We start from the raw sequence: 21,870 nt of genomic DNA on the forward strand, positions 1-21,870 counted from the left end.
CGCTGTCGCTAAGGTATGTCATCATGGAACTCCAGACGGAACCGCTCGACTGGCGCGACGGGGATATCCCTGTCTCCCGCCGGTTCGACGACCCCTATTTTTCGCTCGACAACGGCCTCGCAGAAACGCGGTACGTGTTTCTGACGGGCAACGACCTGCCTGCGCGGTTTCGGGACGGGTTTCATATCGCCGAACTGGGCTTCGGCACGGGGTTGAACCTTCTGGCCACACTCGACCTCTGGCGGTCGGGCAAACAGCCAGGCACACTCCACTTCACCAGTTTTGAGGCGTTCCCGATGCAGGCGGATGACATGATCCGCGCGCAGCAGGCGTTCCCGGAACTTGCCGCGATTGCCGAAGAGCTCGCCCCCTTCTGGGCCGAAGGCGCACGGCGCATCTCTCTGCCCGACCTGCACTTTACCCTTGTGGAAGGCGACGCACGCCAGACCCTGCCGACCATGCCCACCCCCGCCGACGCATGGTTCCTGGACGGTTTTGCCCCGGCAAAAAACCCCGAACTCTGGGAGCCCGAGCTTCTCTCCAAAGTCGCCGAAAAAACCGCGCCGAACGGCACCGCCGCCACCTATACCGCTGCGGGACATGTGCGCCGCGCGCTTGACGCGGCGGGTCTCATCACCACCCGCATCCCCGGCTTTGGCCGCAAGCGCCATATGACCATCGCCCGGAAAGCCGCCTGATATGAGTGAGACCAACAACCGTTTGGGCATCTGGCTCATGGTGGCGACCACCTTTGTTTTCGCCATGCAAGACGGACTGTCCCAGCATCTGGCAAGCGAATACAACGTGCTGATGGTGGTGATGATCCGCTACTGGTTCTTCGCCGCCTTCGTGATGTTTGTCGCCAGCCGCCGTGCAGGTGGCCTGCGCGCAGCGGCGGCCACCACCCAGCCTTGGCTGCAAGGGTTTCGCGGGTTGCTTCTGGCGTCCGAGATTTGCGTGATGGTGCTTGGCTTCACCTACCTCGGCCTTGTCGAAAGCCATGCGATCTTCGCCTGCTACCCGCTGCTCATCGCCGCGCTGTCTGGCCCGATCCTGGGTGAACAGGTGGGTTGGCGGCGCTGGACAGCGATTGGCGTGGGCTTCATCGGTATCCTCATCATCCTGCAACCCGGGTTTGGCGTCTTCTCACCACTGGCCATCATCCCCGCCGTTTCGGCGCTGATGTTCGCCCTCTACGGCCTCCTCACCCGCTACGCCGCCCGCAAGGACAGTGCAGCCACCAGCTTTTTCTGGACCGGCACAGTGGGGGCGGTGTTCATGACGCTGATCGGCATCTGGTTCTGGGAACCAATGACCCCTGCGGATTGGGGCATGATGGCGCTGCTATGCGTGACGGGGGCCACCGGCCACTACCTGCTCATAAAATGCTACGACGTGGCCGAAGCCAGCGCCGTCCAGCCCTTCGCCTACCTGCAACTGCCGTTCGCGGCGAGCCTCGGTATTCTCGTGTTCGGCGAAGCGATCCGCCCCAACGTGGTGTTTGGCGCAAGCCTGATCGTCGGCGCGGGCCTATTCACCCTGTGGCGGCAGCGGCAAAAGGGTTGAGCCCTTCAGCTCTTCCGAAAACGGCACCGGATGCGGGTCACGCCCCAGCCGGGCACGGTAGATCGGCAGGCTTTCGGTGACGCGCATCACGTAGTTGCGGGTTTCGGTAAAGGGGATGTGTTCGATCCAGTCGATCACATCCATATCCCCGCGCCGGGGATCGCCCCGCTCCTGCATCCAGCGTTCGGGACGGCTTGGCCCAGCGTTGTAACCCGCCGCGATCATCACCGCATTGCCGTTGAACTGCTCGGCCAACCGTTCCAGATAGGTCGCCCCCAGCACCGCATTGTAGATCGGATCGGTCAGAAGCTTGGACTCGGAATATTCGACATCAAGCCACCCGGCCACTTCCTGCGCGGTGCGGGGCATCACCTGCATCAGTCCCCGCGCACCGACAGGTGAGATCACACCCGGGTCGAATTCCGATTCCCGTCGGGCAATTGCCAAAACCAGTTCGGTCGGCACCGGATGCTCCAACTCGGCGACCCGATGCAGCGCGTAATACGGTGCATGTACCTCATGCCCGTATTGTGCAGCCCGCTTGCCCAGCATGACCTGCACATGCGGCAAGTTCAGATCTTCGAGCATCTGCCCCATCTGCCCGATCTGCTGTCGGTCCAGCGACTCGGCCAGATGGGTGAGGAACCGTTCCGCCAGAACTTTTTCCTCGGCATCGAGCAACAGGATCGCGGCAGTAAAGACCGACGATTGGGTATATGGCGCATCGCGCCAATCCGGGAACACTTCTGTTCCGGACAAAAGCGGATCTGGCGGAAGTCCACCTGCCTCGGCTGCCAGCAAACCATAGAAAGACGTCTGATACTGCGCCCCGAATTCAAATGCCTTGGCCGCGCCTTCTGCATCGCCCGACGCCTCCAGCGCCCGGCCAAGCCAATAGCCGGCCCGACCAAGAGAAATCGGAGAGTCGACGCCGCCCCGCAGCGCGCGAAAATGCCCGGCGGCGCGCTCGGGCGCATCGAGGAACCGCAGGGAAAGGTAGCCCGCAAGCCACTCGAGATCGGCGAAGGACGACCCCTCTGTCAGATGGTGTCCTGACGCGACCTCGTAAGCAGTTTGGTATTGCTGATCCCACATCAACCGGCGGACAAGATCGTCCCGCTGCCGCGCCCAGATATCGGGTCGCCCAAGCGTTTCCGGTGATGACGACCGAGCCAGCAGCAATTCGACGGCATCCGCCGTACGGCCCTTGCGTACCCGCCACGCAAAACGCTCGTAGGCCAGTCCGGCATCCGCGCTCAGCGCGGCAGGCACCGCTTCGATGCGCGTATCGACTCCCGGTGCGTCTGCCCGCAGCGCCATTCGCGCTTCCGCCAGCGCACGCCAGTCCTCGCCGACAACCGGAAGCATCGCGCGCGCGTTGCTGTCCCATCCGTTCCAAAGCATCACGTCCAGCCGTTCTGTGTGATGCGGTGCAAGAAGCGGACCATACGCAGACAGAAACGCCGCATGCTCCTCGGTTGTGAGAGGAAGTCGCCGCCAGGCCTCGAGGATGACAGCGTTTGCCGAATCGCGGTCATCGGCCGTCAACAACGCGCGCGCCAGGGACAAGGCGCCCGCACCGGTTTCTGGCACGTGGTCTGCGTAAAAAGCCCGGATCGCTTCCGCCGAAGCGGAGGTCATAGCGCCTTCGCTCTTTTCGCGGAGATAGGGCAGCCCCGGCCAGTCAGGATTGCGCGACAGGAAATCCTGAACCTCGCGCGGCGACCCAAGCCCGGCGCGCAGGTAGTGCCAGAGAATAACGTCCAAAGCGGCCTGCCCGTCACCGCGGGCCTCGATCTGCGCCGCGGCCCAGTTTCCCTCGCGCATCAGGTCCATCGCGCGCTCAAGCGGACGCCCACCGTCCTGGGCCAGCACTGACAGCGGCAGGACGAGCAGAGCCAGTGTCAGGATCGCGATACGCCGAAACATGACTTGCATTTTCCCCACTGAAACAGGATAGACGGCTCGCTATAGGATAACCCGCCCCCCGCGGCCTTCAACTCACATTCGCGGGACAGGCGTTACGGCACTCGTGCCACCAACAAAGAAGGAGCGTGACAATGTTCAAAGGGTCAATGCCTGCACTGGTCACACCGTTCAAAAACGGTGCAGTGGATTTTGACACGCTCAAACGCCTCGTGGACTGGCATGTCGATCAGGGCAGCCATGGTCTCGTGCCTGTGGGCACAACGGGCGAAAGCCCGACCCTCACCCACGAGGAACACGAAGAAGTCGTGACGTTCGTTGTCGAGGCCGCGGCAGGACGTATCCCCGTCATCGCCGGTGCCGGATCGAACAACACCGAAGAAGCGATCCGCTTTCTGCAGCATGCCGAAAAAGCAGGCGCGCAGGCGGGTCTTGTCGTGACGCCCTATTACAACAAGCCGACACAGGATGGGTTGATCCGGCATTTCACAATGCTGCACGATTCCTGCGAGCTGCCGATCATCATCTACAACATCCCCGGCCGCTCGGTTGTGGATATGACACCCAAGACCATGGGCGAACTGGCGAAACTGCCGCGCATCATCGGGGTCAAAGATGCGACTGGCGATCTCGCCCGCGTCTGCGCACAGCGTATCACCTGCGGCACCGACTTCGTCCAGCTTTCCGGTGAGGACGCGACCGCGCATGGTTTCAACGCGCAAGGCGGCGTAGGCTGTATCTCGGTCACGGCCAACGTGGCCCCGGCGCTGTGTTCACAGATGCAGGAAGCAACACTGGCCGGTGACTACATCACCGCGCTGGAGCTTCAGGACCGGCTTATGCCGCTGCATCACAGCATCTTCGTGGAACCGGGTCTGTGCGGCGCGAAATACGCCATGAGCCGCCTGGGACTGTGCGAAGAAGAAATGCGCGCGCCGCTCTTCCCTGTGTCCCAGCCGACGCGCGATCTGATCGACAATGGGTTGCGCCACGCAGGTCTGCTCAACTGAACGGAACCAAACTGTTCTAAGCGTGTGGCAACTCCTTGCACGGATCTTGCCTCCGGAAATGACAAAGGCCGCGCAAACTAGGCGCGGCCTTTTTTTACCAGGCGGTAAAATTCAGGACTCAAGCCCTTCCGGCTGACCCACCACAACAAACCGCAGAGCCTCGGGCTTGAGAATACGTGCCGCGACACGCTTGATATCGTCCAAAGTGATCGCCTCGACCTTCTCATTGCGCGTATTCACATAGTCCACTGGCAGATCATCCATCTGCATCCCGACCAGAATGTTGGCGATCGGCCCATTCCCATCGAACCGCAGAGGATAGGCACCCGTCAGATAGGTTTTGGCGCTCGCCAATTCCTCTTCGGTTACGCCATTCTCTGCCATTTTGGTCCACTCTTCACGGATCACCTTGATGGCTTCCGCTATTCGGTCGTTTGCGCTCGACACACGGCCGAGATACAGCGCCGCATGGTCCTTGGGCACCAGATAGCTGTAGACGCCATAGGTCAAACCCCGCTTTTCCCGAACCTCTTCCATCAGGCGCGCCTCGAATCCGCCTCCTCCAAGGATTTCGTTAAGCACATAGGCTGCAAAGAAATCCGGATCGTCGCGCGCGATACCCTCATGGCCGAAAATGGCGACGGATTGCGGCACGTCGAACGGGACCACGGTCACCCCGGCTTCGGTTGACACATCCACATCCGCCGGCTGGGCGGCACCGGTTTCGGGCAAATCGCCCAGAAGGGTGTCGAGCATCGCAGCCAGATCGTCTGCCGTAATATCCCCGGCTGCGCCGACATAGACACGATCACGGGCAAGTGCCCCGGCGTGCGATTCGATCAGATCGTCACGGGTCAGTGCCGCAACGCTCTCCTCTGTTCCTTCAAGAGCAGAGCCATAGGGATGATCGCCAAATACCATCCGGTCGAACTCTCGCCCGACGATGGTATCGGGGTCCTGCGCGTCGGAACGGATCACCGACACGATCTGGGCTTTCACCCGATCAATCGCATCCTGATCAAAGCGGGGCTGCGTGATGGCAGAGCGCAGAAGCGCCAGCGCTGCAGCCCGGTTCTCGGTCAGAAACCTTGCGGAAATCGACACGGCGTCGTCACCGACGTCAAACTCGAAACTAGCTGCAAGCGACTCGGCCTGTTCGGCGAAGGCACGGGCATCCAGATCACCGGCCCCTTCCTCAAGCAGACCGACCATCAGATTCGTGGCGCCTCTTTTACCGGGCAGGTCCAACGAAGCCCCACCTTTGAACCGCAGTTCCAGCGCGACAAAGGGGATCGATTCTTCCTGAACAAGCCACGCGTCGATACCGCCGGGGCTGGTCACTTCGGTAATGTCGATCTCGGCCCGCAGCGGCGCGGCTGCCAGCATCAAGAAGGCGATCAGGGAACCGAATACCTTCATTGTGTCACCTCCTCGGCCGTACGCAAAAAGCCGGTTACGGCATTGTCCCGATCAAACACGTCACGGGCTGCTGCGATAATTTCTTCGGGAGTTATGGATTGCAGAATCTCAGGCCATTCGTGCACATCGTCAATGGTCAGCCCCGAGGTCAGCGCCGCGCCGTAGCGGCGTGCAAGGGAATTGGAGCTGTCGAGCTCATAGACCTGCGCCGCGCGCAGCTGGAACTTGATCCGATCCAGCTGAGCCTCATCGACCCCGGTTTCAAGGAATTCCGCAATCACCCTGTCCATGTCCGCCTCGGCGGCTTCGAGGCTGACGCCCTGAGCGGGCACATTCACAACGCCGAAGGTCGTGTCGTCGAGTGAGAGACCGCTGTAGAACGCACCGGCGTAGACCGCACGTTTTTCCTCGAACTGCAGTTTCTGTGGCAGGACCGAAGTCTGCGACCCGCCCAGAACCTCCGCCAGAAGGGTCAGCGCTGCGGCCGTCCGCTGATCACCCGGATCCCGCTCGGGCGCCAGATAGGTCCGCATGACATAGGGCTGGGCGACACGGGGATCTTCAAAAGAAATCCGGCGTTCAGCCATCTGCGGAGGCTCTGACGGACGAACCCGTTCCGGGAGAGCGTCATTGCGCGGGATGGGTCCGTAATGTTCCTGAGCCAGAGCCAGCACCTCGTCGGGCAGGACATCGCCCGCGACCACGAGAACCGCATTGTTCGGTGAATAGAACTGGCGGTAGTAGGCCAGAGCATCGTCCAGATCGAGCGACACCATCTCGTGCCGCCAGCCGATGATCGGCGTGCCGTAGGGGTGATTGAGGTATTGCGCCGCCATGCGCTGTTCCCGGAACAGCGAACCGGGATCGTTCTCGACCCGCTGGTTGCGCTCCTCGATGATGACATCGCGTTCGGTCAGAATGTCCTCACCATCCAATTGGAGGTTCTTCATCCTATCCGCTTCCATTTCCATCATCAGGCCAAGCCGGTCTGCAGCGACACGCTGGAAATAGGCGGTGTAGTCAAAGCTGGTGAACGCGTTGTCCGTGCCACCGTTGGCGGCCACCGTTTCGCTGAATTCTCCGGGAGCCAGTTTCTCTGTGCCCTTGAACAGCAAGTGTTCCAGAAAGTGGGCCACTCCGGAAACGCCGGGCTGTTCATCGGCTGAGCCAGCACGGTACCAGACCATATGGACCACGGCAGGTGCGCGGTGATCCTCGATCACAACCACATCCATCCCGTTGTCCAGTTGGAAGGTGGTGACCTGATCTTCTATGGTCTTGGCGCTGAGCGGTGCAGCGGCAAGTAGACACGCACCGGCAAGAGCCATCAGGCGACGCATCGGCAATCCTCCTCAATTTTGAAATAAGGTACGATGCGGACAGCCAAGTTCAAGCGTGCCAACAGGATCGTGAGCAAGTCAGGCTCTGAAAGCCCCGGAGCCCGGCAATATCGCTTAAGGATTTAGCGCGGCGGAGCCGAAGGTGTCTGCGCCCCGGCCTGGCGCGCCGCTTCGAGCGTCCTGTAGGGGTCGAGGATCTGGCTGCGATAGATGCGGTTGTAAGTGTCCTGAGGCACAAGCCGCCAGTTGAACAGCGACCGCCGCTCCCGGAACGCCTGATCCGCCTCTGCAAGTTCCTCGCGGATGTTTGCCTGACGGCCGAAACGGGAAACACGTGCAACCAAAGCCTGATCCCCGGCACCGATCCCTTGCTGCGGGTCAAGCCGCGCGGGAGATCCGCCAAGCGCTGCAACCGCGTCTTTCAGCGGCGTCTGGTCAGTCCGGTTGCTGCCACCCGGCGTCGGAGTCGGCAGTTCTGTCAGGCTTTCCGGTGCCTGCAACGGCTTCGGTGGAACAATCGAAAATTCTTCCGGAGTCCCGTTGGGATTGCGCAATTGGCGCAGATTGGTGTCCCGATCCGCCGTGTCCTGACGCGATCCGCAGGCGGTCAAAACCACCAATGCCAGTATGATCAATGCGCGCGGCATCATGCTGTCTGCCCGCCTCCGTAGTCGCCTCATCCCTGCTTTAACGCATCATGCCGCACTCGTCACGAGGCGTTTTTGCTGCCCGAAAACAAGGCCAGGCCAATTGCTCCGAAAAACACCGAAATGTCCGCCACATTGAACGCGTAGGGATTGTCTATCCCGCAACAGGACATGTTCAGGAAATCCGCCACCGCCCCGTATAGCAACCGATCCACCACATTGCCCAGCGCGCCGCCGATCAGCAGCCCCGCAAAAATCAACCCCGTACGTCCCGGCGGATCGCGGCGCATCCACACCAGAACGAACAGAACGATGCCCAGCGCTACGGAAATCAGCACCCACCGGGTCCAGTCAGCGTTACCCGACAGCAGGCCGAAATTGATGCCCGTGTTCCACGCCATGCGGAAATTCAGGAAGGGGGGCCACACATCGATGGCGCCGACGCGGGCAAGGTCCATCACGTGGACCACCAACCATTTGGTCAGTTGATCCAGAAGAAAGACCGCTGCCGCGACGCTGGCCACCAGACGCATGTTGTCTCCTTTGTCCTCACCCGGAAAATTTTACCGGATGGTCAAATTCAGTGCCGGAAGTGACGCATCCCGGTCAGCACCATCGCCAACCCGGCCTCATCCGCCGCCTTGATCACTTCATCGTCCCGCATCGACCCGCCCGGCTGAATGACGCAGGACGCGCCAGCAGCAGCCGCTTCAAGCAGGCCATCGGCAAACGGGAAGAACGCATCGGACGCCACCGCGCTGCCCTTGGTCAGAGGCTCCGGCAGGCCCAGCGACTCGGCCATACGCTCGGCCTTTTTGGCGGCGATGAGGGCGCTGTCCAGACGGCTCATCTGGCCCGCCCCGACACCCACGGTCGCGCCGTCTTTGACGTAGACGATGGCGTTGGATTTGACGTGCTTCGCCACGGTCCAGGCGAACAGCAGGTCGCGCATCTGGTCGTCGGTCGGCGCGATCTTGGTCACAACCTTGAGGTCGTCCATGTTGATCCGCCCGTTGTCGCGGTTCTGAACCAGAATGCCACCCGACACCTGTTTCCATGCCGTGCCCGGCTCGGCCGTGTTGGCCAGACCCGGTGCTGTCAGAAGGCGCAGGTTCTTTTTCTTGGCGAACACATCCTTGGCGTCCTGATGCGCGCCGGGGGCGATGACGACCTCGGTAAAGATCTCGGCAATCGCCTCGGCGGTCTCACCATCAAGCGTGGAGTTCAGCGCCACGATCCCGCCGAACGCAGAGGTGCGGTCACAGTCGAACGCCTTCTGATACGCCTCTTTCAGCGTCCGGCCCGTCGCCACGCCGCATGGGTTGGCGTGTTTGATGATCGCGCAGGCAAAGCCGTCCTTGGGCAGGAATTCCGAAACCAGTTCAAAGGCCGCGTCGGTGTCGTTGATGTTGTTGTAGCTGAGTTCCTTGCCCTGAAGCTGCGTTGCCGTGGCAACCCCCGGACGGGCAGACCCATCGTGATAGAATGACGCGCCCTGATGCGGGTTCTCGCCATAGCGCAGCGGCTGGGCGAGCGTTCCGGCAAACACGCGGCGGCGCGGGGTCTCTTCCCCGATGGCACCGGCCATCCAAGTGCTGACCGCAGCGTCATAGGCGCCAGTGCGGGCATAGGCGATCTGCGCGTGGCGCTGGCGGAAAGCCAGCGTGGTCTGGCCGTCATTGGCGTCAAGCTCGGCCAGCAGCGCGTCGTAATCCTCGACATCCACAATGGTCGTGACAAAGGCATGGTTCTTGGCCGCGGCGCGGATCATCGCGGGGCCGCCGATGTCGATGTTTTCAATGCAGGTGTCATAGTCCGCGCCTTTGGCGACGGTTTCCTCGAACGGATAGAGGTTCACCACCAACAGGTCGATCGGGCCGATGCCGTGCTCGGTCATGGCCGCTACATGATCGTCATTGTCGCGCAGCGCCAGAAGTCCGCCATGCACCATCGGGTGCAGCGTCTTGACCCGGCCATCCATCATTTCCGGAAAGCCCGTCACCTCGGCCACGTCTTTGACCGGGATGCCGGCGTCGCGCAGCGTTTTTGCCGAACCGCCGGTGGACAGAAGTTCCACACCCCGCGCGTCCAGGGCCTTGGCAAGGTCAACAAGTCCGGTCTTGTCCGAAACAGACAGAAGCGCACGGCGAAGGGGGGCGAGATTGGTCATGACAGCGATAGGTCCCAGATGTTCAGTTCAGCAGCGTTGTCGCGTCGTCCTGAACAAGGTCCCGGACCGCGATTGCGGTGTCCTGAGCCTTTGCCAGCGACCAGCGAACGCGGGTCGCATACTCCATTGCGCGGGCAGATAAAACGATCTGTTTGGTCGCGCGTGGTCGCAGGCGGCCTTTTTCCAGATAAACTGACGGCTCAACGGCCAGATCACAGTTTCCGTCAAACCGGAACACCCAGATTTCCCCGCTGCGCAGAGCCATGCTGACGGCCGCTCCATTCATGTCGATGGCAGCGTCGACCTCGGGGTGCAGGTGAAACCGGATATCGAAGGGAATACCCGACAGGCGCGTGTCTTCCAATTTCTGGTTGAAGCGGGTTTTGTCCGGTGCATCGAGCGCGACAAGAAGGTCTTCGCCAACGATTCCGCGCCCGTCGAAGGTCAGTTCCAGAATGCGGGCATGGGTCAGACCGTGGGTCTTGAGATATCCGTCATGGCCACCTTCAAACCGCACCCCATCCGAGGCGCGGGACATTTCGACAGGCACGCCTTTGGGGACGTCATCCAGAAGTTCGCGTTCTATCGGACCCATCCGCGACGTCGCCCCGAGGCGCGAGCTGGACAGACCGTCGAGACAGAGCGTTGAATGCGAGGGCGTTGCGCGCCCGGCCCGCCGCCAGTCTTCACCAAACGACGCCCCGGACCCGCAATTGACGATCAGGGGCCGCCGCCCGGACGTCAGTTCGAATGCCAGCGTCGATGCATGAGCGTTGAAGCTGGCGGTGCCGGTCGGAGGTGCGGACGCGTCGATGATGAGCGTCGTGCGGCCGGCTGACAAACGCGCGTAGCCCATCGCAAGATCCCGGGCGGCCTGCGCCTTGACCCCTGCTGCCGCAAGCGCCGTGTCCAAGCGACCCTCGGTTCCCCGCCCGCCGCCATGAAACCGCGCCAACCCTCCATCGGCATGACGCAATGCCCGCAGTGTCGGAATGATCTTCGAGATGGCCTGCACATGTGCCAGTTCCGGCGATCTCCCTGTGTCGTACAGCGCGTCCCGTGCCCAGATCAGCAGGGTACATACCTCCATCAGTTCTTCAGGATTGCGCGTGGGGATGCCCCCGCTCTCGCTGATCTGGCGCGCACATTCCTGCCCAAGCGCTTTGATCGCAGGGTCCGCCTGCTGCTCCATCCCCTGAAGCGACAGACCTGCGGAAATCAGACCTGTCAGCGCCTCAAACCTTGGCAATCCCGGGGTCGAGCTGTGCCAGCGTCGGTTGAGGAAAATGGTCTGCTGTGCAATCGACCGGAAGAACGCGCGGGACTGTTCCGGGGTACAGCCCCCCAAGACAAAGATCGCATGATGAAGCCAGCGAATGACCCGACGCCCGGCCAGTTCGGGCGTCCAACCCGGCCCTGTGCCATTGCCATAGCGCGCGATCCATTCAAAAAGCCAGCTCTGCGCAATCTTCCGTGTGGTCGGATCGCCGACGCTGGCCATGTCATCGAGCCACACAAATCCGTGGATTTCCTCGAGAAAGGCATCGTCCGGCGGCGTGATGTCCCAAAGCACTGCGCCGGGGGCCTCAACCAGATGGCCGGCAAAAAGCAGATTGCCTGCAGTCATCTGGCGCCCCCGCGCGTACGAACCTACAGTCCGAGGCTCTGGTGTGCCCACAAAGGCGGTCGCTGGTTTGGCACGCGTGGACAGCCGTGCATGAACACGGTTCAGTATCCGGGCCCGCGCCCGCGTAACGGCGTCCAGTCGGAACATCAGCTCTGCCTCTGTCCTGCATTTGCGCAGGTCTTCTTATGCGGGCATCTTACCGCCGAGATCGCCTCAAGTCACTGTTCAAATCTCAACCGGGCGAGGGTTCGCCGCTGCGGCGCAACAGCGCCATGTAAAACCCGTCCATTCCGCCCAGTTCCGGCCAGTAATCCGGTCGCAGGCGAATACCTCCTTCAGAACTGATCCAGTCCGGTTCGATCCCGGGAACGTCAGGGGTCACAACCTCAAGATTTTCGTACTGCGACACCAGCCATTTGATCTGATCCTCGCCTTCTTCGCGGAGAAGGCTGCAGGTGCAATAGACCAACAGACCAGAGGGCTTGAGGCGCTGAAGCGTCCGGCTCAACAAGGCGCGCTGAAGTGCCACCAATTCGTCGATCCCGGTTTGGGTCTTGACGTAGGGCAGGTCCGGATGCCGGCGGATCGTACCCGTGGCTGAACAGGGGGCATCCAAGAGGATCGCATCGAAAAAGCCATCTTCAAAAGTCAGCGCATCCTCGACAACGGTGTGTGCTGCGAGATGGGTGCGCTGCAGGTTTTCTCTCAGCCGCGCCATCCGGGTTTCCGAGATATCAAGCGCGGTGACGTCCGCACCCTTCGCGGCCAGCTGCATCGTCTTGCCGCCGGGGGCCGCGCAAATATCGAGGACACGTTTTTTGGCAACGTCGCCAAGCAGGTTCACCGGCACGGCCGCCGCAGCGTCTTGTACCCACCAGTCACCGTCCTCGAATCCCGGCAGGGCAGAGATCTGGCCACGCGCGCCCAGACGCACCGAACCGGTGGGTAGAAGCGTTCCCTGCAGTTTCTCGGCCCAGCCCTGAGCGTCTGACTTGACCGAAATGTCGACGGGCGGCGGGACGGCGTGCGCGCGTTCGATCTGCGCGACGGCTTTCTTGCTCCACGCCTTGGCAAGTCTCGGCCGAAGCCATTTCGGCAGCGTCGTATCCGGCGCTTCGTCCCAAACCGCCGGCTCCAGCGCAGTGATCTTGCGCAGGACCGCGTTCACGAGCCCCTTCATTGGCGCGGTCTTCCGGTTGCGCCCGGCGAGTTTCACTGCTTCGTTCACGACTCCATGTGCCGCGCCACCCGTCATCAGTTCGACCGTCGCCATGCGCAGCAGGTTCATCACGCGCAAAGGCGGCTGACGGGTCAGGTTCGGGGTCAGAAGATAATCGGCCCGTCCGAGGAAGCGGAGCGTTTCGGTGATCAAACGCTGCGCCGTAGCACGCTCGGCTGGCGCGAGGTCCTGCCAGGTCGCGTCGCTGGTCACATCCGACAGCATGCGTCCTTCACCAATGATCTGGCTCAGCCCGTCGAGGGCATCATGGCGGGGCGATATGGGTCCGGGCAAGGGCCACTCCTGAAAACGAGCCGGGCTTGCCCCGGACCGGAAGGCGCGTATATCAAAGGCAGGAAAAATGGAAGACCGCGATGAGTTCCGACACGCCTGCCGACACACCCAAAGACCTGCCCCCTGCGGCCCAGCGCGCGCTAGCCGAAGCTGAAGAGCGGCGCAGAAAAGCTGCAGCGGAAAAGCCATTACCAAAGGAGTTGGGTGGACGCGACGGGCCCGAGCCGGTGCGCTATGGCGATTGGGAAAAAGGCGGTCTGGCGATCGACTTCTGAGCCTCAGCGCAGCCGGAAATCAGCCGAGTCCCCTGCGCCCCGATCAGAGGTGAAGCGCATCGATCTGCCATCGGCACGGACTTCCTGGCAGTTGTATCCAAGATCATCTCCGCCCCAGTTCAGATCGCGACAGAAAAAACCGTTCTCCCACGACCAGGATCCGGTGACATCCCAGCGCACTCCGCGACCAGTGATCCTGCCATCGGGCGATACCCGGAGACTGACCAGAGGACGGGACAGCGTCTTACCCTGAACAAGCTGGACAAACTCGGCCTTGTTTTCGATCCGCTTGAGCTCTGCGGCAGCCGTCTGCGGAAGCGCGGCACCAACCAGCGACGCGACTGCGAAAGCAACGGGTTTGAGCATGTGATCCTCCTGCGTTTGATCCTGCGAAAGATACGCAGGAAATGCAGGATTGGATCAAAGCGGACTGCTCGACCTTGATTACATCAGTCGTCTGACAGACCAAGCACGTCAAGCATGTCGTACTCGCCGGGGGCCTTGTCCTGCCCCCAAAGCGCCGCCTTGAGCGCTCCCCGGGCGAAAAGCGCGCGGTCGCTGGCAACATGGCGCAGGGTGATCCGTTCGCCTTCTGCGGCGAACAGAACATCATGGTCCCCGATGATGTCACCACCGCGAATGGCGCTGAAGCCTATGTCGCCCCGCTTGCGCGCACCCGTGATGCCATCTCGACCACGGTCAGATACCTCTCGCAGCTCGACACCACGGCCTTGGGCAGCTGCCTCACCGAGCATCAAAGCGGTTCCTGACGGCGCATCGACTTTCTTGTTGTGATGATACTCAATCACCTCAATGTCATAGTCGGCATCCAGCGCCGCCGCGACCTTACGGGTCAGAACGGTCAGAAGGTTGACGCCAAGGCTCATGTTCCCGGCCCGCACAACGACCGCATGGCGCGCTGCGGTCTTGATCCTGGTGAGGTCTTCGTCCGAAAGCCCCGTTGTTCCGATCACATGGACCGCGCGGGCCTGCGCGGCCAATTCGGCAAAGGCCACCGTCGCGGCAGGTGCGGTGAAATCGATCACCGCCTGCGCACGGGCAAAACAGTCAAGCGGATCATCAGCCACGATCACACCGTTCGCGGCGCCGCCCATAGCCGTTCCGACATCCTTGCCCACCCAGTCGTGCCCCGCACGTTCGACAGCTCCGGCAAGGTGCATCCGGGGATGTTTGGCGATCTCGGAAACAAGCATCTGCCCCATGCGCCCGGACACTCCGGTGACGACGACCCCGATTTCTTCGCTCATGACATTCTCCGCAGGTGGATTTTCGCCTCAATACCCGCTGACCCTCTGCTTGGCAAAGCCCGTCAGACCGCTTATGTGCCGGATATGGCAAAAAACCGTTCTCACAGCTCTGAGGGACCCAGCCAGCGACAGCTGCGCGTGGGCGAATTGATCCGCCGCACCCTGTCCGAGGTGCTGGCACGCGGAGACATTCACGATCCCGACCTGAACCGCTACTCCATCACCGTGGGGGAAGTGCGCACCTCGCCCGACCTGCGGGTGGCGACCGCCTATGTCGTTCCGCTGGGTGGCAAGGGGCAGGAGGACGTCCTTGAGCTGTTGCACCGCAATCGCAGCGAATTGCGCCGCGCGGTGGCCAAGAATCTCACATTGAAGTTCTCGCCTGAACTCCGGTTCAAGCTCGACGACACGTTCGACCGCATGGACGACACCCGCCGCATGTTCGAACAGGACACCGTGCGCCGTGATCTCGAAAGCTGAGACCACCCTTGCCGCGCTTGCTTTGTGTGTAACAACCGGCAGCGCAGCATTTGCAGAGGTGACGTGTTCCGAGCGCAGTTTTGACGGGCTGGCCTATACTGCCTGCGAAGTCGACCCGCGTGTCGATGACCTGCGTCTGTTTCTTGATGCACCCTCGGGCGAGAAATACGGACAGTTTTCGACCCTCGAAGGAACTCTTGCGCAGGACGGGAAAACACTCGTTTTTGCAATGAACGGCGGCATGTATCACGACGACCGCGCGCCGGTCGGGCATTACATCGAGAACGGGCAAGAGATCATGCGCGTGATCCCCAATGCCGGGCCGGGCAATTTCGGGTTGTTGCCGAACGGCGTCTTCTGCATCCAGGACGACCGCGCCGATGTGATCGAGACGCTGGCCTATGACGCCGCGCGCCCTGCGTGCCGATATGCCACGCAGTCCGGTCCGATGCTGGTGATCGACGGGGATTTGCACCCACGGTTCCTGAAAGACAGCGACTCGCGATACATCCGCAACGGGGTCGGGACATCGGATGACGGCACGCGCGTGGTTTTTGTGATTTCCGATCAGGCCGTGACCTTCCACGAATTCGGCCGCATCTTCCGAGATGACCTTGACCTGCCTAACGCCCTCTTCCTCGATGGCAGCGTGTCGCGCATACATGCGCCGCAGCTCAATCGCTCTGATTTCGGGCGCTGGCTGGGTCCGATTGTCGGCGTGGTCGCCCCTCTTGAACGGTAGCAGGGTTGCGGTGGTCCGCGCGCCGCTCTACCTCTCTGCAGCAGCAAAACTGGCTTCGGAGGCCCTATGACAGACACGCTTGAATACCTGACGCAAAGCCTGTTGCAGCGCGCCAAGGAGGCCGGGGCCGATGCGGCTGACGTGCTGGCAGTGCGGGGCAACTCCATATCCATCGACGTGCGCAACGGGGTCCTGGAACAGGCCGAGCGGTCAGAGGCGACGGATATCGGGCTGCGGGTGTTCGTCGGGAAACGGGTCGCAAACGTGTCTTCCTCGGATGTGCGGGCCGACAGCCTTGCCATTATGGCCGAACGGGCTGTGGCAATGGCGCGCGAGGCGCCGGAAGACCCCTATGTGGGATTGGCAGATCCGGCTCAGTTGGCTGAGAACCGCAAGGCCGAGTGGCTTGAACTGTACGATCCGACACCAGAACCAGCACCCGCAGACCTGGAACAGGACGCACGCGACGCCGAAGCGGCGGCTTTGGCCGTTGAGGGCATCACGCAGGTGTCGGCCTCGTCCGCCGGATATGGGTCGCAAGAGGTCTATCTTGCTGCAAGCAATGGATTTTCCGGCGGCTATCAGCGCACTTCGCGGTCCACGTCCTGTGTGGCCATCGCCGGTTCCGGCACTGGCATGGAGCGGGACTACGACGGAGATCAGCGGATTTTCCAAGCAGATCTGCGGTCGCCTGCCGAAATTGGGCGGACTGCTGCGGAACGTACACTGGAACGAATAAACCCGCGCAAGCCCAAGACGGGGGCGTATCCGGTGCTGTTCGACGAGCGGATTTCGTCGTCACTGATCGGGCATCTGTTGATGGCGATCAACGGGGCTGCGATTGCACGGCGGTCCTCCTGGGCCTTGGACCTGCTCGGGAAAGAGGTTCTACCGCAAGGGCTTAGCCTTACCGAAGACCCGCACCGCGTACGGGTTGGCGGATCGCGCCCGTTCGATGCCGAAGGCTTGGCGACGCAGAAGCGTGACATCGTCAAGGACGGTGTGCTGACGGGCTGGACGCTCGATCTGGCCACGGCGCGGAAACTGGGGCTCGAATCCACGGCAAACGCAGCGCGCGGGACGACGGGTGGGCCATCACCCAGCGTGTCGAATGTGACGCTTTCTCAAGGCGTTAAGGATCGCGCGGCGCTGATTGCCGACATGGGGACCGGGCTTGTCGTGACTTCAATGATCGGGTCGACGATCAACCCGAACACCGGCGACTATTCGCGTGGTGCGGCCGGGTTCTGGGTCGAGAATGGCGAAGTCGCGTACCCGGTCAGCGGCGTGACGATTGCCGGGAACCTGATCGAGATGCTCAAGACAATTGTCCCGGCCAATGACGCCCGTCCGTGGCTCAGCCGCGTGGTGCCGTCGCTCTTGGTGGAAGGTCTGACGCTTGCCGGAGAGTGATCTTGACCTTCTGATCGACGCTGCCCGTCAGGCTGGTGAGATCGCCCTTTACCACAAGGCCAAGGGCTTGGAAGTAGAGCATAAACCGGATGACGCCGGCCCTGTAACGCAAGCCGATTTCGCGGTCGACAAGGCACTGCGTGAGGCGCTGACCGCAGCGCGGCCCGGCTATGGCTGGCTGAGCGAAGAGACGCGGGACACGCCGGATCGGTTGGGGCGGAATCGGGTGTTCATTGTTGATCCGATCGACGGGACGCGGAGTTTCGTCAATGGCGAAACCACCTGGGCGCACTCACTGGCGGTGGTCGAACAGGGGATCGTCACCCAGGGTGTGGTTTACCTTCCGGAAATGGATTTGCTGTATTCCGCTGCCAGAACGCGCGGGGCGTTCTGCAACGGAGAACCGCTAAGTGTTTCTGCTATCACTGATATTCACGCTGCTCGGATTCTGGCGACAAAACCCAACATGGACCCGAAGCACTGGCGCGACGCCGTGCCTGGCTTTGCACGGTCGCATCGCCCCTCGCTGGCCTATCGCCTGTGTCTGGTGGCACAAGGGAAATATGATGCGATGTTGACGTTCCGGCCAAGCTGGGAATGGGACATTGCGGCAGGGACGCTCATTCTGTCCGAAGCGGGGGCAACCGTGACGGACCGGCATGGGAGTACGCTGCGATTCAATAATGCGCTTCCGCAGACGGCGGGTGTCGTGGCCGCGAGCGACGAATTGCACGGGCAGATCGCGGAACGCCTCGTCTATACGGGCTGAAGTCACCGGGACCTCGATCAAAAAGCGGCGGATGATTTCCGGATCAAAGAACCTCGATCACGTCTTTGTCGATGGCAAGCATGTATCCTCGGCGGGCGATGTTCTTGATCAGCAATTCGCTGACCAGCTGATTGCCCAAGCCGTCGCGCAGGCGCTTGATGCGGGTGGCTCCGGCGGCCTCGTCGCAATCAGCCTCGGACCGGCCCGATATGATCGCCTCGATCTGAGCGCCGGACAGAAGTTCATCGTCCAACCGTGCTTCGGCCAGAATGGAAATGGTCTCCATCATCGCGTCTGTCAGCTTGAATCCCATCGTGTTCAGATAGACCGTGTTTTCCTCACGGCTGACGATCAGGGAATTGACCTGAATGCCCGACCGTTCGATCTGCGCCATGCGCCGGTTCAGAGTGACGAGCATCACAAGAAACACGAGCGCTGCAATCAGCATCGCTGTGGCGAACACGAGCAGCACGAAGATCGTTGTTCGATAGCCTGCCAGAGTGTCGGAAAAGGCTGTGCCTGATTGGGCGAGGATTTCGAGCAGCTTGACCTCGGCCTGAGAGGTCAGGTCGTCATTTTCGACGAAGATCTGTTCAACGCGGGAATTGAACGCGTTGGCATCGGGCAGGGTCAGGACAAGAAAGACCCCCGCGAGCAGCAATAGGGCGAGGATCCCACTGATGCCGACCACCACGAGGCGGGTGCCGGAGCGGCGGGCGTCAGTAACGGAGGTAGTTTGTTCCGGCACTTTCTTTCCTTTCCGCAAGCCCATTTTCATCAAACACCGACACCACATTGAGCAGTGTCCAGCCCTCTTTCTCAAGACGGCTTTGCAACTGCTGTCGCGCCGAGTCCGGCGTGCAGGGTTCGGCAATTTCGGCAACACCGTAATGGAGCCGGAGCGGGGCGTCCTGTTTCGCTTTGTAATCGGCATAGCACGCGGCCTGTGCGGCGGCGGGCATGCAAAGCACAGCGAAGAGCAGAAAGGGGAGCGTGTGTTTCATGCGGCCACCCTGCGACCAAGCCTCGCGAAATTCAATAACTGTGGCGCGGTTATCCGATAGCCGGGGGGCGTTATTGCCTGACCCTGTGGGAACACCCGAGATGGATGGCACCGGCAGAGCGTCTTACAGGCCCCTGCCCCCGACACCGCCATTTCCGGCTTTACCGACAGGGAAAGGAACCCAACATGTCACGCAAATTCATTGCCGCCGTTCTTGCCGTTTCGACCGCCATCGCAGGGTTTTCTGCCGCACCGGCACGGGCGGCCTCCGAAGAGGACATTGCACGCCTTCTGGCCGGAGCGGCAACAATCTTCATCATCGGGAAAGCGATCCAGAGTTCCCGCGACAACGACCGCGACGACAAAAAGAAGGGTGTCACCCACTACAAGCCAGACCACGGCAGGGGACCCCAGGTCCAATATTTCGAAAATCCGAGATACGATCGTCCGAACAATGACCGGTCCCTTCCCAAGGTGGTTCCGCGCGATGCCAAGCAGCACCACCGCGATGCCCTGCCTGCGCAATGCGTGCGCAGGATTGAAGGTGGGCATGTGAACCGAGTTGTCATGGGGCGCTGCCTTGAGCGCAATGACGTTTCGCTCCGGACTTTGCCCAAGGCGTGCCGGATGAAGGTCGAGACACGGCGGGGTACCGCGCGGGCCTATGCACTGCCCTGCCTCCGCCACCGGGGATACACGCTGGCGCGGAACTGACCGCAGTCACCGTTCAGGGGTGTCTTTGGTCCTTTGACACCCCCACCTTGCGCGCATGGAACCCCCGCGCCATGCGCGCTTTTTTGCGCCGCGACGCTTTGACGGGGCTTTTGATTGAAAGAGACGGCGGAACCGTTTGCACGAGGAGTCGTTGGGCTGTTAGACTCAGCGCAACAAAGCATGAGGTTTCGAGGCAAATGTACGGGCTGAAACGCACGGCTCTGTGCGCATATCTGCTGGCAGTTCCGGTTATGGGAGCGGCCCAAGACCTTGATCTCAATATCTCGCGCGACGACGACGCCCTGCGCAGCCCGCTGAAAGACGCGATGTCGATGTTCAGCCTGCTGGACGGCGAAGACCCGACACCGCAGTCACTGATCGCGGCCGCTCAGGCCGATTACGGCAGGATCGTTTCGTACCTTTATTCCGTCGGCCGGTTCAGTCCGGTTGTGTCCATCAAGGTCGATGGGCGGGAAGCCGCCGGAATTTCCCCCTTCGAGGCTCCCCGTTCGATTGAGCTCATCCTTGTCGAGATCGATCCCGGGCCGCGTTTCCGTTTTGGCCGCGCAGAGATCGCCCCCTTGGCCGAGGGAACTCAAGTCCCCGAAGGATTTGCTGTGGGCGAACGCGCCGGAACGGCGGTGATCCGCGATGCGGTCGAAGCCGGCGTGAGCGGCTGGCGGGACGTTGGCCACGCAAAGGCGCGCCTGTCAGAGCAGCAGATCATCGCAGATCATCCGGCACGCGAAGTGGACGTACGGTTGGGTCTTTCGCCCGGGCCGAGGCTGCGGTTTGGCGAAGTGGTCGTTACAGGAAACGACCGCGTGCGCCGGACCCGGATACGCGAGATCGCCGGTTTGCCCGAGGGCGGCGTATTCAGCCCTCAAGACATTGCCGAGGCCGAGCGTCGTCTGCGTCAGACAGGTGTGTTCAGTTCGGTCGCAATTTCCGAAGCCGAAACTCCGAATGCGGACGGCACGCTGGACCTCGCCTTGCAAGTGGCCGAACAGAAACCCCGCCGGTTTGGTTTTGGTGCCGAGGTGTCGACACAGGAGGGTGGCAAGCTCAGCGCGTTCTGGCTGCATCGCAACCTGTTTCAGGGGGCCGAGCGGTTGCGCGTGGAGGGCGAGATATCCGGGATCGGCACCGACGGTGAGGATATCGACTACCGTTTGAGCCTCACCTACGGGCGGCCCGCGACCTTTACACCCGACACGGAATTCTTCCTGATTGCAGGGATCGAACAGTTGAACGAACCCGGCTTCAGCAGCAATCAGGCCGGAATAGGCGCCGGGCTTTCACACCGGTTTTCGGAGGAGCTGAACGCGTCTTTCGGGCTGGGATACCGGTATATCGACACGAAGGATGCCTTTGGAGAACGGGAGTTCCAGCTTCTGACTGCCACCTTCGGCGCGACCTACGACACGCGGAATGTCGAACTCAACCCGACTGAAGGCTTCTATCTTTCCACCACCGGCACACCGTTTCTCGGATTGGACGACACGGAAAGCGGGTTTCGCCTGATCTCTGACGCGCGGGCCTATGTCGGCTTGGGCGCAGATGACAAATATGTTCTGGCCGGTCGGGCGCAGATTGGTTCAGTCTGGGGACCGAGCCTTGAGGACACGGTGCCGGACTACCTGTTCTACTCGGGCGGCGGGGGAACAGTCCGCGGCCAACCCTATCAATCGCTGGGCGTCACCGCCGACAATGGCGAATTCACCGGCGGTCAGAGTTTTGCGGCACTGTCTGCCGAGATCCGCGCGACGGTGCGCAAGAACATCGGCCTCGTGGGCTTCTACGATGCGGGCTTCATCACCGAGGAAAGCGGGTTCGCAGGCGACAGCGACTGGCACGCCGGGGCGGGGATCGGCCTGCGTTACAATACCGGGATTGGTCCGATCCGGGTCGATCTGGCAACGCCCACAACAGGGGACGGCGCTGGCAAGGACTACGAGATTTACATCGGGATTGGTCAGGCTTTCTGA

General features: G+C 61.7%; 22 protein-coding genes. 10 read left to right on the forward strand and 12 right to left on the reverse strand.

Translation table 11 applies throughout. From position 1 onward, the window contains the following. Positions 1-23: 23 nt before the first annotated feature. The gene (gene mnmD, locus MGEO_RS01515) at positions 24-698 is read left to right on the forward strand and encodes a tRNA (5-methylaminomethyl-2-thiouridine)(34)-methyltransferase MnmD (protein ID WP_085634924.1); all 675 of its coding nucleotides are present in this window, start codon (positions 24-26) and stop codon (positions 696-698) included. A 1-nt stretch (position 699) separates the two neighbouring features. Beyond that, entirely contained in the window at positions 700-1,566 is an 867-nt protein-coding gene (locus tag MGEO_RS01520; protein ID WP_085634925.1) for a DMT family transporter, read from the forward strand. Here the strand turns inward: MGEO_RS01520 and MGEO_RS01525 are convergent. Further along, positions 1,531-3,495 (reverse strand): lytic transglycosylase domain-containing protein, encoded by a 1,965-nt coding sequence (locus tag MGEO_RS01525; protein ID WP_085634926.1) that lies wholly within the window; start codon positions 3,493-3,495, stop codon positions 1,531-1,533. The genes MGEO_RS01520 and MGEO_RS01525 overlap by 36 nt on opposite strands. A 131-nt stretch (positions 3,496-3,626) precedes the next feature. Here MGEO_RS01525 and dapA point away from each other — a divergent pair, with 131 nt between their 5' ends. Continuing rightward, positions 3,627-4,502 carry a 4-hydroxy-tetrahydrodipicolinate synthase gene (gene dapA / locus MGEO_RS01530; RefSeq protein ID WP_085634927.1) on the forward strand — a complete coding sequence of 292 codons (876 nt, stop codon included), beginning with the start codon at positions 3,627-3,629 and terminating at the stop codon, positions 4,500-4,502. 111 nt (positions 4,503-4,613) lie between these two features. Here the strand turns inward: dapA and MGEO_RS01535 are convergent, their stop codons facing one another. The 7 genes from MGEO_RS01535 to MGEO_RS01565 form a co-directional block, all read right to left on the reverse strand. Beyond that, positions 4,614-5,921, reverse strand: coding sequence for a M16 family metallopeptidase (locus MGEO_RS01535; protein WP_085634928.1), 1,308 nt, complete (start codon positions 5,919-5,921; stop codon positions 4,614-4,616). Beyond that, positions 5,918-7,261 carry a M16 family metallopeptidase gene (locus MGEO_RS01540; RefSeq protein WP_085634929.1) on the reverse strand — a complete coding sequence of 448 codons (1,344 nt, stop codon included), beginning with the start codon at positions 7,259-7,261 and terminating at the stop codon, positions 5,918-5,920. The genes MGEO_RS01535 and MGEO_RS01540 overlap by 4 nt, the downstream gene beginning before the upstream one ends. Positions 7,262-7,383: 122 nt before the next feature. After that, positions 7,384-7,911, reverse strand: a complete 528-nt coding sequence (locus MGEO_RS01545; RefSeq protein WP_233139526.1) for a DUF3035 domain-containing protein — start codon at positions 7,909-7,911, stop codon at positions 7,384-7,386. 59 nt (positions 7,912-7,970) lie between these two features. Beyond that, entirely contained in the window at positions 7,971-8,441 is a 471-nt protein-coding gene (lspA, locus tag MGEO_RS01550; RefSeq protein ID WP_085634930.1) for a signal peptidase II, read from the reverse strand. Positions 8,442-8,488: 47 nt separating this feature from the next. Further along, positions 8,489-10,078 (reverse strand): bifunctional phosphoribosylaminoimidazolecarboxamide formyltransferase/IMP cyclohydrolase, encoded by a 1,590-nt coding sequence (purH, locus tag MGEO_RS01555; protein WP_085634931.1) that lies wholly within the window; start codon positions 10,076-10,078, stop codon positions 8,489-8,491. Positions 10,079-10,100: 22 nt separating this feature from the next. Beyond that, a complete protein-coding gene (locus MGEO_RS01560) occupies positions 10,101-11,852 on the reverse strand; it encodes a heparinase II/III family protein (RefSeq protein ID WP_085634932.1) in 1,752 nt (583 codons plus the stop codon). Positions 11,853-11,937: 85 nt separating this feature from the next. Beyond that, positions 11,938-13,218: an RsmB/NOP family class I SAM-dependent RNA methyltransferase gene (locus MGEO_RS01565; RefSeq protein ID WP_085634933.1), complete on the reverse strand. Its 1,281-nt coding sequence runs from the start codon at positions 13,216-13,218 to the stop codon at positions 11,938-11,940. Between the two features lie 80 nt (positions 13,219-13,298). Between MGEO_RS01565 and MGEO_RS01570 the strand changes: the two genes are divergently transcribed. Continuing rightward, positions 13,299-13,493: a DUF1674 domain-containing protein gene (locus tag MGEO_RS01570; protein WP_085634934.1), complete on the forward strand. Its 195-nt coding sequence runs from the start codon at positions 13,299-13,301 to the stop codon at positions 13,491-13,493. A 3-nt stretch (positions 13,494-13,496) separates the two neighbouring features. Here the strand turns inward: MGEO_RS01570 and MGEO_RS01575 are convergent, their stop codons facing one another. Beyond that, on the reverse strand, positions 13,497-13,859 hold the full coding sequence (locus MGEO_RS01575) for a dihydrodipicolinate reductase (RefSeq protein ID WP_085634935.1): 363 nt from the start codon (positions 13,857-13,859) through the stop codon (positions 13,497-13,499). An 83-nt stretch (positions 13,860-13,942) separates the two neighbouring features. Next, positions 13,943-14,761, reverse strand: a complete 819-nt coding sequence (gene dapB, locus MGEO_RS01580) for a 4-hydroxy-tetrahydrodipicolinate reductase (protein WP_085634936.1) — start codon at positions 14,759-14,761, stop codon at positions 13,943-13,945. Positions 14,762-14,845: 84 nt separating this feature from the next. On the opposite strand from dapB, the gene rbfA reads away from it, so the two are divergent. The 4 genes from rbfA to MGEO_RS01600 all read left to right on the forward strand — a co-directional run bounded on the left by rbfA (position 14,846) and on the right by MGEO_RS01600 (position 18,165). Beyond that, positions 14,846-15,241 (forward strand): 30S ribosome-binding factor RbfA, encoded by a 396-nt coding sequence (gene rbfA / locus MGEO_RS01585; protein ID WP_085634937.1) that lies wholly within the window; start codon positions 14,846-14,848, stop codon positions 15,239-15,241. Then, positions 15,225-15,983, forward strand: coding sequence for a phosphodiester glycosidase family protein (locus tag MGEO_RS01590; RefSeq protein WP_408607479.1), 759 nt, complete (start codon positions 15,225-15,227; stop codon positions 15,981-15,983). The genes rbfA and MGEO_RS01590 overlap by 17 nt, the downstream gene beginning before the upstream one ends. Before the next feature lie 66 nt (positions 15,984-16,049). Further along, positions 16,050-17,396 (forward strand): TldD/PmbA family protein, encoded by a 1,347-nt coding sequence (locus MGEO_RS01595; protein ID WP_085634938.1) that lies wholly within the window; start codon positions 16,050-16,052, stop codon positions 17,394-17,396. After that, positions 17,383-18,165, forward strand: a complete 783-nt coding sequence (locus MGEO_RS01600; protein ID WP_085634939.1) for a 3'(2'),5'-bisphosphate nucleotidase CysQ — start codon at positions 17,383-17,385, stop codon at positions 18,163-18,165. Before MGEO_RS01595 ends, MGEO_RS01600 begins: the two co-directional genes overlap by 14 nt. Positions 18,166-18,208: 43 nt before the next feature. Here the strand turns inward: MGEO_RS01600 and MGEO_RS01605 are convergent, their stop codons facing one another. Next, a complete protein-coding gene (locus tag MGEO_RS01605) occupies positions 18,209-18,913 on the reverse strand; it encodes a winged helix-turn-helix domain-containing protein (RefSeq protein ID WP_085634940.1) in 705 nt (234 codons plus the stop codon). Continuing rightward, on the reverse strand, positions 18,885-19,169 hold the full coding sequence (locus MGEO_RS01610) for a hypothetical protein (protein ID WP_085634941.1): 285 nt from the start codon (positions 19,167-19,169) through the stop codon (positions 18,885-18,887). Before MGEO_RS01610 ends, MGEO_RS01605 begins: the two co-directional genes overlap by 29 nt. 185 nt (positions 19,170-19,354) lie before the next feature. Here MGEO_RS01610 and MGEO_RS01615 point away from each other — a divergent pair, with 185 nt between their 5' ends. Both MGEO_RS01615 and MGEO_RS01620 read left to right on the forward strand, forming a co-directional pair. Then, positions 19,355-19,882 (forward strand): hypothetical protein, encoded by a 528-nt coding sequence (locus MGEO_RS01615; RefSeq protein WP_085634942.1) that lies wholly within the window; start codon positions 19,355-19,357, stop codon positions 19,880-19,882. A 197-nt stretch (positions 19,883-20,079) separates the two neighbouring features. Next, positions 20,080-21,870: an autotransporter assembly complex protein TamA gene (locus MGEO_RS01620; protein ID WP_085634943.1), complete on the forward strand. Its 1,791-nt coding sequence runs from the start codon at positions 20,080-20,082 to the stop codon at positions 21,868-21,870.

The sequence above is a fragment of the Marivita geojedonensis genome, from assembly GCF_002115805.1.
Taxonomy (GTDB): Bacteria; Pseudomonadota; Alphaproteobacteria; order Rhodobacterales; family Rhodobacteraceae; genus Marivita; species Marivita geojedonensis.